11 protein-coding genes, 3 pseudogenes and 1 other annotated feature are annotated in these 13,129 nt (G+C 37.2%); of the genes and pseudogenes, 2 read left to right on the plus strand and 12 right to left on the minus strand.

Going from position 1 to position 13,129, the window contains the following annotated elements; all coding sequences use genetic code 11:
• Positions 1-315: 315 nt before the first annotated feature.
• Both ACIGHG_RS10775 and ACIGHG_RS10780 read right to left on the minus strand, forming a co-directional pair.
• The gene (locus ACIGHG_RS10775; RefSeq protein ID WP_396548397.1) at positions 316-531 is read right to left on the minus strand and encodes a hypothetical protein; all 216 of its coding nucleotides are present in this window, start codon (positions 529-531) and stop codon (positions 316-318) included.
• A 91-nt stretch (positions 532-622) separates the two neighbouring features.
• Positions 623-874, minus strand: a complete 252-nt coding sequence (locus tag ACIGHG_RS10780; RefSeq protein ID WP_090916830.1) for a hypothetical protein — start codon at positions 872-874, stop codon at positions 623-625.
• Positions 875-1,147: 273 nt separating this feature from the next.
• Between ACIGHG_RS10780 and ACIGHG_RS10785 the strand changes: the two genes are divergently transcribed.
• On the plus strand, positions 1,148-1,789 hold the full coding sequence (locus tag ACIGHG_RS10785; protein ID WP_396548399.1) for an RsfA family transcriptional regulator: 642 nt from the start codon (positions 1,148-1,150) through the stop codon (positions 1,787-1,789).
• Between the two features lie 31 nt (positions 1,790-1,820).
• Here the strand turns inward: ACIGHG_RS10785 and ACIGHG_RS10790 are convergent, their stop codons facing one another.
• From ACIGHG_RS10790 to ACIGHG_RS10815, 6 genes and pseudogenes are all read right to left on the minus strand, one after another.
• Positions 1,821-2,588, minus strand: a complete 768-nt coding sequence (locus tag ACIGHG_RS10790) for a tRNA threonylcarbamoyladenosine dehydratase (RefSeq protein WP_336471155.1) — start codon at positions 2,586-2,588, stop codon at positions 1,821-1,823.
• Positions 2,589-2,747: 159 nt separating this feature from the next.
• Positions 2,748-3,912: pseudogene (locus ACIGHG_RS10795) on the minus strand (RNA-guided endonuclease InsQ/TnpB family protein).
• A pseudogene (locus tag ACIGHG_RS10800) lies at positions 3,884-4,395 on the minus strand (IS607 family transposase); the annotation flags it as partial. The pseudogenes ACIGHG_RS10800 and ACIGHG_RS10795, both read right to left, overlap by 29 nt.
• Positions 4,396-4,726: 331 nt before the next feature.
• Positions 4,727-6,502, minus strand: coding sequence for an aspartate--tRNA ligase (gene aspS / locus ACIGHG_RS10805; protein ID WP_396548401.1), 1,776 nt, complete (start codon positions 6,500-6,502; stop codon positions 4,727-4,729).
• 12 nt (positions 6,503-6,514) lie between these two features.
• A complete protein-coding gene (hisS, locus tag ACIGHG_RS10810; RefSeq protein ID WP_336471152.1) occupies positions 6,515-7,786 on the minus strand; it encodes a histidine--tRNA ligase in 1,272 nt (423 codons plus the stop codon).
• A gap of 67 nt (positions 7,787-7,853) precedes the next feature.
• Positions 7,854-8,083: a binding site (T-box leader), on the minus strand.
• A gap of 69 nt (positions 8,084-8,152) precedes the next feature.
• Entirely contained in the window at positions 8,153-8,329 is a 177-nt protein-coding gene (locus ACIGHG_RS10815; RefSeq protein ID WP_020060835.1) for a hypothetical protein, read from the minus strand.
• A 476-nt stretch (positions 8,330-8,805) separates the two neighbouring features.
• Here ACIGHG_RS10815 and ACIGHG_RS10820 point away from each other — a divergent pair.
• Positions 8,806-8,961: pseudogene (locus tag ACIGHG_RS10820) on the plus strand (VanZ family protein); the annotation flags it as partial.
• 182 nt (positions 8,962-9,143) lie between these two features.
• Here ACIGHG_RS10820 and ACIGHG_RS10825 read toward each other — a convergent pair.
• The 4 genes from ACIGHG_RS10825 to ACIGHG_RS10840 all read right to left on the minus strand — a co-directional run bounded on the left by ACIGHG_RS10825 (position 9,144) and on the right by ACIGHG_RS10840 (position 13,103).
• Complete coding sequence (locus tag ACIGHG_RS10825) at positions 9,144-9,545, minus strand: hypothetical protein (protein WP_336471151.1); 402 nt, start codon at positions 9,543-9,545, stop codon at positions 9,144-9,146.
• Between the two features lie 198 nt (positions 9,546-9,743).
• Positions 9,744-10,184 carry a D-aminoacyl-tRNA deacylase gene (gene dtd / locus ACIGHG_RS10830; protein WP_336471150.1) on the minus strand — a complete coding sequence of 147 codons (441 nt, stop codon included), beginning with the start codon at positions 10,182-10,184 and terminating at the stop codon, positions 9,744-9,746.
• Positions 10,185-10,200: 16 nt separating this feature from the next.
• Positions 10,201-12,384 (minus strand): GTP diphosphokinase, encoded by a 2,184-nt coding sequence (relA, locus tag ACIGHG_RS10835; RefSeq protein ID WP_336471149.1) that lies wholly within the window; start codon positions 12,382-12,384, stop codon positions 10,201-10,203.
• Between the two features lie 206 nt (positions 12,385-12,590).
• Positions 12,591-13,103: an adenine phosphoribosyltransferase gene (locus tag ACIGHG_RS10840; protein ID WP_336471148.1), complete on the minus strand. Its 513-nt coding sequence runs from the start codon at positions 13,101-13,103 to the stop codon at positions 12,591-12,593.
• Positions 13,104-13,129: the final 26 nt, after the last annotated feature.

The raw sequence follows: 13,129 nt of genomic DNA on the forward strand, positions 1-13,129 counted from the left end.
AAAACCATAACCTTCCGGGCCCCAATATTCCTCTAGTATATTAGACTGTCCAAAAATACCCCTTTAAAAATCCAACTATTCTTTACGCTCCCTAGATATCAAATATAAAAATAAAACAAACAAAAATAACCCTATGCTTATACAATTTCTCCAAACATCATTTTCTAAAAAATAATTAAATAGAGTAAGTAACAATAAACAAATCGCTCCAATTAAAGGTAATCTATTTCGTATCATTTTTAGCATATATACCCCTCTCTCCTATTAAATACAAATAAAGAAAGATATTATGTTCAAAAAATCCCCAATTATTGCTTATCCATATAAAACGAAAGCAAAACCTAATATGATTATTCCTATACAGACTACAATTCCACCCGTGTTTAAAATAATACTAATGGCAACCATCACCAATGACTTAACGACAAATTTACTTCCCTTTTCTCTCCACCCTTTGAAAATTGATATTATTAAATATACTAAAGGGATGCATCCAGCCAAAATTAAAAATAATCCTATTACCTTCCCCATCTTTCCTCCTGCTGCTTCCGTTAAAAAATTAAAATTTTTTATTCTATATCATATACAAGCGATCTATTTTCAGTTTCATTTTTTAATTATTTTAAATCGGTATGTCCAATACAATGAGTAAAATTAATATGATTCCTCCTAAGAGTGCTGGAATACCAATCATTAGAGAGAAAAATAATCCAGAAAGAGGATTCATTATGCACATATCAATAATAAAACCGAACCCTAACTTCCATTTATCTGCTACTGATTTTTCTTGTTTAACTTCCTGTATAGCTCTAGATATGGGAATAGCGGTAAAAAGAACTCCGACTATAAGTAGTCCTAATATTAGTGCGTACATGTACTTCACTCCAAACTATAGTAAGTTTCAATAAACTACTAGCCTCTTTTTCCTACTATATTCGATCTCCATTTAAAAGCTTACATTTTCAATTCTCCACATAATAGCAATTTTACCTGTTCTTCTAACTATAAGTTATGAAACCATTTCTTTCCACTTCAAATTACCAAAAAAGAAGCAACAGAATTTATCCTGAAAAACGATAGCATTCGTATAAAAATAAAGCAAAAGGGCAACATAAGCAAAAACGACATGAAATATGGAGGTTTCATAATGAAAATGCGCCAGGATGCATGGACTGGAGAAGAAGATTTACTTCTCGCAGAAACCGTTTTACGTCACATTCGCGAAGGCAGCACACAATTAAAAGCGTTTGATGAAGTTGGCGATCAATTAAATAGAACATCTGCTGCTTGCGGCTTTCGTTGGAATGCAGAAGTTCGGCAAAGTTATGAAGAAGCTGTGCAAATTGCGAGAAAACAACGAAAAGAACTAAAGAGGGAACAAGCAGTGAAACCGAAAACGCAAGTATCACGAGTGGAACCGAAAAAAAAGGTCGTAATTGAGGCTGAGTTTTCGGAAGATGTTATCGCAACTGAGCCGTCACTTACGATGCAAGATATTATTTCATTTTTACAAAATATAGAACAAAACAATCCACATATAGAAAAATTACAAACTGAAAATGAAACATTACATAGTCAGCTTGAAACACTGCAAAAAACAAATCATCAATTAGAGAAAAAGCTTGAAGCACTGCAGAAACAACAGCAATCTGTACAAGAAGATTATGAAACACTCGTTAGAATTATGGACCGTGCCCGCAAGCTCGTCCTACTAGATGAGCCGAAAGAACAGATGGCACCGATTTTTAAAATGGATCAGAACGGAAATTTAGATATTGTTTCACAATGAAGAAGAGAGATGCATGAGCACCTCTCTTCTTTTAGTCTTGTCCGACACGTTTTACTTCGATAGCCTTCAAACGTTCACGCACAACATGACTTGCCATAATTAAGCCTGCTACAGACGGAACGAATGCGTTAGAGGACGGTGGTAATTTCGCTTTGCGAATTTTTGCATTTTCATCTGGAACGATTTCTTTACGAATATCTTCACGAATCACAATTGGATTTTCATCAGAGAATACAACTTTCACGCCTTTTTTAATACCTTCTTTACGAAGTTTCGTACGAATAACTTTCGCAATTGGATCTGTATGTGTTTTAGAAATATCCGCAATCCGGAAACGAGTTGGGTCCATTTTATTTGCTGCACCCATACTTGAAATGATTTTAATTTTACGGCGCAAGCACTGTTTAATTAAATGAATTTTGAACGTAATTGTATCAGATGCATCCACTACGAAATCTAAACCATGTTTAAAGAACTCTTCGTATGTTTCATCTGTATAAAACATTTCTAATGCAATAACTTCGCAGTCCGGATTAATATCAGCAATACGCTCTTTCATTAGTTCTACTTTTGAACGACCTACAGTAGAAAGTAACGCATGGATTTGACGGTTAACATTTGTAATATCGACAACGTCTTTATCAACTAATACAAGACGACCTACGCCAGAACGCGCTAACGCTTCTGCAGCAAACGAACCAACGCCGCCAATTCCTAAAATACCAACTGTACTATTTTTTAATATTTCAATACCTTCTTTTCCGAAGGCTAATTCATTACGTGAAAATTGATGTAACATGCGGTCTACACTGCTACTAAAAACATATACAAATGTATACTCTTAGAGTTTTCCTGCTTCTACGAACCCCATTTCGCCACTATCTTGCTACTTTGGTTTATATGGCTCTCCACAGGCGTTAATTCCGATGTAGCCCACCGTACATATATACCCACTAGTTTAAGTTAGTATGGTATATTCTTTTGCTTGTAAAAGGTTGATGGATGCGTTTAAATCTCTATCTATTTCATTTCCACACTCGCATGTATATACTCTGTCAGACAGTTTTAAATCCACTTTCTTATGGCCACAACATGAGCATAACTTAGAAGAAGGATAGAATCTGCCTACTTGGCGTAATTCAATGCCATATTCTTTACACTTTGCTAATAACCATGTTTGAAACGTATAAAAACATTGCTGTGCGACCGCTTTAGATAGATGCTTATTCTTCATCATCCCTTTTATATTCAAGTCCTCTATTGTGATATACGTTGGTTTGGTTTTCACTAACTTATTCACAACAGACTTTACATACTCTAGTCTAATATTTACTAAACGAACATGTAGTTTTTGTACGCTAAGAATATTTTTGTCTATATTTGCTCTTTTGTTAGTAGCAGATTTTTCACCTCTCTTTTTTAGATTTTCATACTTTCGTGATAAAGAGCGCTGCTCACGTTTTAGTTTTCTTTCTAGCTTTCTTACTCTTCCTGTTTTGTTGATGTTTTCGTGAACTTCCCCAGTACTACAAATAGCAAAATCTTTAATCCCTAAATCAATCCCTAATCCTGTTTCTTCTAACTTTGGTTTTACTTGCGTTCCCTCTACTTCACAAAGTATGGATACATAATATCTCCCTGCCTTTTTAGAAACTGTCCCGCTTGTCACAATGGCGTTTTTAGGGATATAACCGTACTCTTTCAACCTTACAAAGCCAAGCGTAGGTATTTTTACTCGATGTCTTTCAACCGTCCAGTCTGTTTTGTTATTTTTAGGAAAGTAACATTTTACATCTTGCTTTTTCTTTTTCTTAAACTTAGGGAATCCACTAAGTCCTTTGAAAAAGTTTTTAAACGCTTTTTCTCCATTCATAATAGCTTGCTTGGTGGCTTTAGAAGACACATTTTTTTATCCATGCTTTATCCTCATTATTAGGTATATATTCGTTGTTTAACCATTTGGAAAAATCCATACCACTTACAAATCTACCTTCTTTTTCATAAACCTCTTTATTGTGAGAAATGTAGAAGTTGTAGATAAACCTACTCACTCCAATTGTTTGATGTATCTTGGATTTTTGTTCTTGCGTAGGGTTAATTTCTATCTTGTAGGATTTTTTCAACTTCCTCATCCTTTATGATTTTTTTCTTGTACTTTCTTAACCCCTATATATGACAGCTAAAAATGTGTAGGATAGAAACTATGTCTTGGACTAATTCTTCTTGAAGAGAAAGACTTTCGTTGTTGACAACTATAATCTCTACGTTGAATATAGCTAATAACCTCTCAAACCAACCGTATCCAAAGCGAATAAATCTATCTTTATGAGTAATGAGAATTGTGTCTACTTCGTTCACCATACAACTATCAATTCATTTGTTCCATTTTTTACGATTATAGTTTAATCCACTTCCATAGTCCTCAATTATTTCATCAACTATTATTCCTTTTGCATTAGCATATTGTCTAAGAAAGTCAACTTGATTTTTTAAATCATCTTTTTGATTAGAAGTTGAAAATCTTGTGTAGATGATCTTCTATCGTTATGTTTCTTGCGAATCCCTTTATACGAAAGATATTGTTCATAAGTATAATACCTTCTATTTACAAAATGGTCTACCATGTATTCTAGCGCTTTTCTGACTATTTGTATAGAAAAAGTATAATTACTCAGCCATACATTTCATTTTTCAACATATAGATTGCTGCCATGACAATACAAATGGCAATGCGCCTTGCTACCTCTCTTTGTTTTAAAACGTTGCCCGTGGCAGAAATAGGCCCTGACCGCTACCATACATGGCCAGTCCCTCTCGACCATTTAAAAAAGATGCTTTTCTTCTTTTTTTCATAAAGTAACTGGGCCGTTACGAAAAAGTTATATACTCAATTAAAAAATCCTAGATGGAATTAGTATGTCCATCTAGGATTCGTTCTTACTTCTCTTCTTTTACTTTTAATTGTAAGTAAAGCTCTTCAAGCTGTGCATCTGCAACTGGGCTTGGCGCTTCTGTTAATAAGCAGCTTGCGCTTGCTGTTTTCGGGAAGGCAATTGTATCACGAAGGTTTGTACGACCTGCAAGTAACATTACAAGGCGGTCTAAACCTAATGCAATTCCTCCATGCGGCGGTGTACCGTATTCAAATGCTTCTAATAAGAATCCGAACTGCTCTTGTGCTTCTTCTTGTGAGAAACCAAGTGCTTTGAACATTTTTTCTTGTACATCACGCTCGTAAATACGAAGTGATCCGCCGCCAAGCTCATAACCATTTAATACAAGGTCATATGCTTGTGCACGCGCTTTTTCCGGTGCTGTTTCTAATAGCTCTACATCCTCACGGAATGGCATTGTGAATGGATGATGCGCCGCGAAGTAACGATCAGCATCCTCATCATACTCAAGAAGCGGCCAATCTGTTACCCATAGGAAGTTAAACTTACTTTCATCAATTAACTCCAGTTCTTTACCTAAGCGTAAACGAAGTGCCCCTAAGCTATCTGCAACAACGCTCTTCTTATCCGCAACGAATAATAATAAATCACCAGTATTTGCTTCTAACGTGCTCATAAGCGCATTTGCATCTTCTTCGTTAAAGAATTTCGCGATTGGTCCTTTTAAGCCGTCTTCTTCAACTTTTAACCAAGCTAATCCTTTTGCTCCGTATACTTTAACGAATTCTGTTAATGCATCGATATCTTTACGAGAATATTTGCTCGCTGCACCTTTTGCATTGATTGCCTTTACTTGTCCGCCGCTCTCTACAGCGCTTGTGAACACTTTAAATCCGCAGCCTGCCGCAAATTCTGATAGATCAATCAGTTCCATCGCAAAGCGTGTATCCGGCTTATCAGAGCCGTAGCGAGCCATTGCATCGGCATATGTCATGCGCGGGAATGGTGCGTTAATCTCTACATCTTTTGCTTCTTTCATCACTTTTACCATCATACGTTCCATCATTTCTAGAATTTCTTCTTGCGTTAAGAATGATGTCTCAATGTCGATTTGTGTAAATTCTGGCTGACGGTCTGCACGTAAGTCTTCATCACGGAAGCAACGTGCTACTTGATAATAACGCTCAAATCCGCCGACCATAAGAAGCTGCTTAAATAACTGCGGAGATTGCGGCAACGCATAAAATTCGCCTTCATGTACACGGCTTGGTACTAAGTAATCACGAGCTCCTTCTGGTGTACTTTTCGTTAAAATTGGTGTTTCTACTTCTAAGAAATCTTCGCTATCTAAGAAGTTACGAATTGTTTTCGTTACGTCGTGACGCATTTTAAATGTGTTGTACATAACAGGGCGACGTAAATCTAAATAACGATATTTTAGACGTACATCTTCTGATGCATCCGTATCATCTGTAATCATAATTGGTGTTGTTTTTGCTGCATTTAGTACGTTTACTTTTATCGCTTGTACTTCAATACGACCTGTCGCCATATTTTCATTAATTGCACCAGCTGCGCGCTCAACAACTGTACCTTCTACGTGCAGTACGTATTCACCGCGAATTGTTTCTGCTATTTCTAACGCTTCCTTTGAAGTTTCTGGACTAAATACGACTTGTACAATACCTGTACGGTCACGTAAGTCAATGAAAATTAATCCGCCTAAATCACGGCGCTTTTGTACCCAACCCTTTAATTGAACCGTTTGTCCCACAGCTTCTACTGTTACTTTTCCGCATGCATGCGTTCTTTCAGCCATTTCTTTTTCCCCCTATAGTGATTTTTCTGCTACATAAGAAGCAAATACATCTAACGCAACTTCTTCTTGTTCGCCCGTTGCCATATCTTTTAAATTGATAATACCTTTTTCTAATTCATCATCACCTAATACAGCTACATATTTTGCACTTAGACGATCCGCTGATTTAAACTGCGCCTTCATTTTACGATCTAAGTAATCTTTCTCAACTGCTAATCCAGCCTTACGAAGGTCAAAGACAATTTTGGCAGCATGATCTTTCGCTTTTTCACCAAGTGCTACAACATAACAATCAATATGATGAGCAATTGGTAATTCAATATTCTCAGCCTTCAGCGCCATGATTAAACGTTCGATACTCATCGCAAAACCAATACCAGGCATTTCTGGTCCACCAATTTCTTGTACAAGTCCGTTGTAACGACCGCCGCCGCTTAACGTCGTAATCGCACCAAAACCTTCTGCCTCGCTCATAATTTCAAATACAGTGTGCTGATAATAATCTAAACCGCGCACAAGGTTTGGATCTTTCTCAAATGGAATACCCATCATTGTTAATAGTTCTTGTACTTTTTCATAGTACGCGCTTGATTCTACGTTTAAGTATTCTGTAATAGATGGCGCTGTGTTCATCAATTCATGATTGCGATCTTTTTTGCAATCTAAAATACGAAGTGGGTTTTTCTCTAAACGAGATTGGCAATCTGAACAGAACTCACCGATGCGAGGCTCAAAGTGTGCAATTAATGCATCGCGATGCGCTTTACGGCTCGCTGCATCACCTAAGCTATTTAACACAACTTTAATATTCTTTAAGCCCATCCCGCGATAAAACTCAACAGCAAGCGCAATCACTTCTGCATCAATTGCTGGGTCATTACTGCCAATCGCTTCAATACCAAACTGAACAAATTGACGATAGCGTCCTGCTTGTGGTCTTTCATAACGGAACATCTGCCCGATATAATATAATTTTGTCGGCTGCGTAGCGTCGCCAAACATTTTATTTTCTACATAAGAACGTACAACTGGTGCTGTTCCTTCTGGACGAAGTGTTAAGCTGCGTTCTCCGCGATCTTCGAATGTGTACATTTCTTTTTGTACGATATCTGTCGTATCCCCAACACCGCGTAAAAATAATTCTGTGTGCTCAAAAATCGGTGTACGAATTTCTTTATAGTTGTAACGACGACAAATTTCACGTGCTTGCCCTTCAATATACTGCCATAGTTCCACAGTACCAGGAAGGATATCTTGCGTTCCGCGTGGGATTTGAATAGACATATTCAGTTCCTCCTCATTTTCTCAATAATAATAAAAATAAAAAAACTCCCGCCTCTACTGATTTTACAGTAGGGACGAGAGTATAATACCCGTGGTGCCACCCTAATTGAAGCACGTATGCTTCCACTTTTTTAATAACGCTTAAATTGCGTTCGACCTCTACTAAGCACTATGCCGTTCAAGACGAAACCTACAGAGTGTCATTCGATCAGTCATCATGCAGAAATGTTTTCAGCCCTGGACATTTCCTCTCTTTTCATGTGTCTCTCATCTACTCTTCTCTATCATCGGTTTATAACATATGTAACTGTAAAAAAATGAATTTGTTTACTACTATACGGTTATTCACAATTGTTGTCAAGATTCTCAAGAACGTCCAAGGTGTTTCTTTAAAGTTTTCACATCTTTTAAAGAAATTCCAAATTCAGAAGCAAGTTCTAGCGATGTATTTTGCTGTTCCTTTGAAATAAACTCATGAAAATTCACATTAAACAATTGGTTTGCTCCGTTAGTAGCAGAGTTTCCCTTTTCATTCATACGCATACGTATATCCCTCACATTCAAATAGTGGAATTCTAATGACTAGTGTTCCATATTGATGTGGAGGTTATACACTATTGCCAAAAGGAATCATCGCCTATTCCCTAACTGAATGCCCGCCTATTTTGAGAGAATACATATGCCACTTTTTCAAAGTAAACAGCTGGAAATTAACTTGCAAGCGTTTTATCAAAATCGTTTTCTTTATCCCGCACTAACGGGCAGTAAGACCCCCACCTCAAGATTCAGAGAAAGACGTTGTCCAGCTCTAGCGACTAGAACCTCCGTTCGTTTCGCCCCCTTCGACGAGGCAAAAAGCGCCTCTTTGTCAGGGACGTGGGCGTCCTGCGCTTCTGAGCGAGCCGCTTCCGCTTTTCTAAAGAAAATAGGTGGGGGATAACTGCCCATAAGAGCCCGATTGGGTGGGCTTTCCATCAGTGGGAGATAAAGAAAACCCCCACTGATGGAAGTTTCACTTTATCGAATTACTGCAATTACTAATTTTTACTGGCATCTTTGATGTGGATGATATTATTCTGAACACTAGCGGCGCATTAATCGGCTACAGCATTTACATTGGCACGAAAAAATTATGGATTGGCTATAAGCGTACTAATAAAGCCACCTCATTTTGATGATGAGGTGGCTTTTCTTGTGTCGAATATGGTCGAAGGATCTTTATTTCGTGTCGAATCGCCGATATAGTTGTAGTCATGAAAAATCTTTGAGTCCTTCAGCAGATTTTTGAAAAATAAAAGTCATCGGCTAAGTTCGATGACTTTTCAAACACGTACGTCTCATTTCGTTCACTTTCCAATTAATCCTCTTTCCATATCTCTTCTATATGCTCTTCCAACTCTAGCAAAACTTCCTTGACCGATTCCTCCACTAATTCTCCCGTAATTTTACATCCAGGTATGTTTTTAGAAACAGGCATACCAAGCCACGTTCGTTCGCATTTCCAAATTGTAATCATATATAAATCAAGTAATTCATCATCTTCTTCTATTATTCCTATAACAACAACAGAATTGTATCCAGGAGTAAAATGATTTTCTCCCTCTATCTCAAGTCCTACACCGAAATCTATATTTTTTTCTGCGAACACGGATTTATATTTTTTTAACAATAAAGCAATGGGTTCTTTTAAAGACTCTTCTATCTCCTTTATCTGTGCTAATAAACTTGGTGAAAATTCTTTGTAGGAATACTTCATCATATCGAACACCTTCTATATAATCTAATCGATAACGACAATAAATGGAAATATCATTTAAAGAAATTTTTTACGATTAACTTTTCATATTCGTTATTCATAGCATCACTCTCCCTTTGCATTATACAACAGGCAAGTTATGCATATGTTTTAAACAAAGCAAAAAAGAGAGGAGAACACATCCCCTCTCTTCCATCATCATTATTTACTCTCTACAATCAATGTCACCGGACCATCATTAATAAGCTGAACGTCCATCATCGCCCCGAATTGTCCTGTTTCTACGTGCAGTCCTCGCTTGCGAAGTTCTTCGTTAAAGAAGTCGTATAAACGTTCTGCGTATTCAGGTTTTGCTGCATCCATAAAGTTTGGTCTTCTTCCTTTCCGGCAATCTCCGTATAACGTGAACTGTGAAATGGAAAGAACTTGTCCCCCAACATCTAATACAGAATGGTTCATTTTTTCATTTTCGTCTTCAAAAATGCGTAAGTTTGCAATTTTTTCAGCGATATACGTTGCATCTTTTTCTGTATCTTCATGGGTAATGCCAACTAATAGTGTTAAGCCGAAAGGAATTTGTCCTACAACTTCACCTTTTACTGTTACAGATGCTTCTTTTGATCGTTGTAAGACAACTCTCATTTCTCTTCACTCCTTATTAATGCATCATGCGGCGCACCGCATAAATTTCTGGAACTCGTTTAATACGCTCGACAACTTTTTTCAAATGCTGTAAGTTACGAATCGAAATAGACATATGAATCGTCGCCATTTTGTTGCGGTCGCTTCTTCCTGAAACAGCCGAAATATATGTTTTCGTTTCTGTTACAGCTTGCAATACTTCATTTAATAAACCACGGCGGTCATATCCTGAAATTTCAATATCAACGTTGTATTCAATTTCTTTTTCTGGGCTGCCTTCCCATTCTACTTCTAACAACCTAACCTGCGCTTCTTCTGTATGAATATTTACACAGTCAGTACGATGAATGGATACACCACGGCCCTTCGTAATATAGCCAATGATATCATCACCTGGAACTGGATTACAGCACTTTGATAAACGAATAAGTAAATTATCCGCTCCGCTTACTTTCACACCAGAATCCCATTTGCGAATTTTCATCGGTTTTCGAACTTCTTTTACTTCTGTTAACTCTTCCTCTTCGCGTTGTTTACGGAATTTATCTGTTAGACGTGTGACAATTTGCGATGCAGTAATGCCATTATACCCAACAGCTGCAAACATATCTTCTTCGTTTGCAAAATTAAATTTCTCAGCAACGCGCTTTAAGTTATCAGATGCTAATACTTCTTTCATCTCATACTCAAGGCCTCGCGCCTCTTTTTCAACAAGCTCGCGTCCTTTTTCAATATTCTCATCACGGCGCTGCTTTTTGAAAAATTGACGAATTTTATTTTTCGCATGCGATGTTTGCGCTAATTTCACCCAATCCTGACTCGGACCGTATGAATGTTTAGATGTTAAAATTTCAATGATGTCACCTGTTTTTAACTTGTAATCTAGAGTAACCATTTTACCGTTTACTTTTGCACCAATCGTTTTATTCCCGATTTCAGAGTGAACGCGGTAAGCAAAGTCAATTGGAACAGAGCCAAGTGGCAGTTCCATGACATCTCCTTTTGGTGTAAAAACGAACACCATATCAGAGAATAAATCAATTTTTAATGATTCCATAAACTCTTCTGCATTCGATGCTTCATTTTGCCATTCTAAAATTTGACGGAACCATGTTAATTTTTTCTCAAGCGTACCTGTTGTTTCAGCCGTTTTTCCTTCTTTATATGCCCAGTGTGCTGCAATTCCGTATTCAGCAATTTCATGCATTTCTTTCGTACGAATTTGCACTTCAAGCGGATCGCCTTTCGGTCCAATTACTGTCGTATGCAGCGACTGATATAAGTTCGCTTTTGGCATTGCGATATAATCTTTAAAACGTCCCGGCATTGGCTTCCAGCACGTATGAATAATACCCAGAACGGCATAACAATCTTTAATACTATTTACGACAACACGAACAGCTAACAAATCGTAAATTTCATTGAATTGTTTATTTTGCATCGCCATTTTTCGGTAAATACTATAAATATGCTTTGGACGACCAGAAATCTCTGGTTGAATCGCGACTTCTTTTAATTTGTCACGAATTTCCGTCATAACTTCATCTAAATATTCTTCGCGTTCTGCACGCTTACGTTTCATTAAGTTGACAATACGATAATATTGCTGCGGATTTAAATAACGAAGCGACGTATCTTCTAATTCCCACTTAATCGTATTAATTCCGAGCCTATGTGCTAATGGGGCGAAAATTTCTAATGTTTCATTTGCAATGCGGCGCTGTTTTTCTTGCGGTAAATGTTTCAATGTTCGCATATTGTGAAGTCGGTCTGCAAGCTTAATTAAAATAACACGGATATCTTGCGCCATTGCGATAAACATTTTTCGATGATTTTCTGCCTGCTGCTGTTCATGAGATTTGTATTTAATTTTTCCAAGCTTCGTTACACCATCAACAAGCATCGCAATCTCTTTTGTAAATTCACGTTCAATATCTTCTAATGTTACATCTGTATCTTCTACTACATCATGTAAAAAACCTGCTGATACAGTAGACGGATCCATGTGTAAATCCACTAAAATTCCTGCTACTTGAATAGGATGGATAATATATGGTTCACCTGATTTTCGGTATTGCTCGCTATGCGCTGCACGTGCAAATTCATAAGCGCGCGCAACAAGATCGATATCATCATCGTGTAAATATTGCCCTGCTTTCTCCAGTACCTGCTCAGCTGTTAGTACTTGTTCATTCGCCATCTAATCACCTTTTATTGAAGATTCATAATCTTTTTCCTTGCCAATTAGAATAATTTTTATCTTACCATTATAACGTAATGAGTGTGAATTGTGAAAAGGAAAAGATTTCAGAGACATTTCACTTTACTTTTTTTCAATACATATATAAAAATACCCGATCCTCTCAAAGAGATTCACGGGTACTCCGCATGTTGTCCTGTTTACGATTAATATTTTTCTAATACTAATACGTCATAGCCATCTAACATTTTACGGCCATCTAAGTAAGTAAGCTCTACTAAAAATGCGATACCTGCAACAACACCGCCAAGTTCTTCTACCAGCTTAATTGTCGCTTCGATTGTTCCGCCTGTAGCTAATAAGTCATCTGTAATTAATACACGTTGACCTGGTTTGATTGCATCTTTATGAATTGTTAACACATCTTTACCATACTCTTTACCGTAATCTACTTTGATTACTTCGCGTGGTAATTTACCTAATTTACGAACCGGTGCAAAGCCTACTTCTAATGCGTAAGAAACTGGACATCCGATAATAAAACCACGTGCTTCTGGTCCTACTACAAGGTCGATACTTCTTTCTTTTGCATACACAACGATTGCATCTGTTGCTGCTTTATATGCTTTTCCATCGTTCATTAAAGGTGTGATGTCTTTAAAGACAATACCTTCTTTCGGATAATCTGGTACGATTGCAATATGTTGCTTGAAATCCATATTTATGAATCCTCCTCGAATTTAAA

The sequence above is a fragment of the Bacillus sp. NPDC077411 genome, from assembly GCF_044543425.1.
In the GTDB taxonomy this organism is placed as follows: domain Bacteria; phylum Bacillota; class Bacilli; order Bacillales; family Bacillaceae_G; genus Bacillus_A; species Bacillus_A bruguierae.

Excerpts from the sequence above, each read along its gene's own strand:
- ACIGHG_RS10775 (WP_396548397.1), bottom strand. The coding sequence starts at position 531 with ATGGGGAAGGTAATAGGATTATTTTTAATTTTGGCTGGATGCATCCCT.
- ACIGHG_RS10780 (WP_090916830.1), bottom strand. The coding sequence starts at position 874 with ATGTACGCACTAATATTAGGACTACTTATAGTCGGAGTTCTTTTTACC.
- ACIGHG_RS10785 (WP_396548399.1), top strand. The coding sequence starts at position 1,148 with ATGAAAATGCGCCAGGATGCATGGACTGGAGAAGAAGATTTACTTCTC.
- ACIGHG_RS10790 (WP_336471155.1), bottom strand. The coding sequence starts at position 2,588 with ATGTTACATCAATTTTCACGTAATGAATTAGCCTTCGGAAAAGAAGGT.
- aspS (WP_396548401.1), bottom strand. The coding sequence starts at position 6,502 with ATGGCTGAAAGAACGCATGCATGCGGAAAAGTAACAGTAGAAGCTGTG.
- hisS (WP_336471152.1), bottom strand. The coding sequence starts at position 7,786 with ATGTCTATTCAAATCCCACGCGGAACGCAAGATATCCTTCCTGGTACT.
- ACIGHG_RS10815 (WP_020060835.1), bottom strand. The coding sequence starts at position 8,329 with ATGCGTATGAATGAAAAGGGAAACTCTGCTACTAACGGAGCAAACCAA.
- ACIGHG_RS10825 (WP_336471151.1), bottom strand. The coding sequence starts at position 9,545 with ATGATGAAGTATTCCTACAAAGAATTTTCACCAAGTTTATTAGCACAG.
- dtd (WP_336471150.1), bottom strand. The coding sequence starts at position 10,184 with ATGAGAGTTGTCTTACAACGATCAAAAGAAGCATCTGTAACAGTAAAA.
- relA (WP_336471149.1), bottom strand. The coding sequence starts at position 12,384 with ATGGCGAATGAACAAGTACTAACAGCTGAGCAGGTACTGGAGAAAGCA.
- ACIGHG_RS10840 (WP_336471148.1), bottom strand. The coding sequence starts at position 13,103 with ATGGATTTCAAGCAACATATTGCAATCGTACCAGATTATCCGAAAGAA.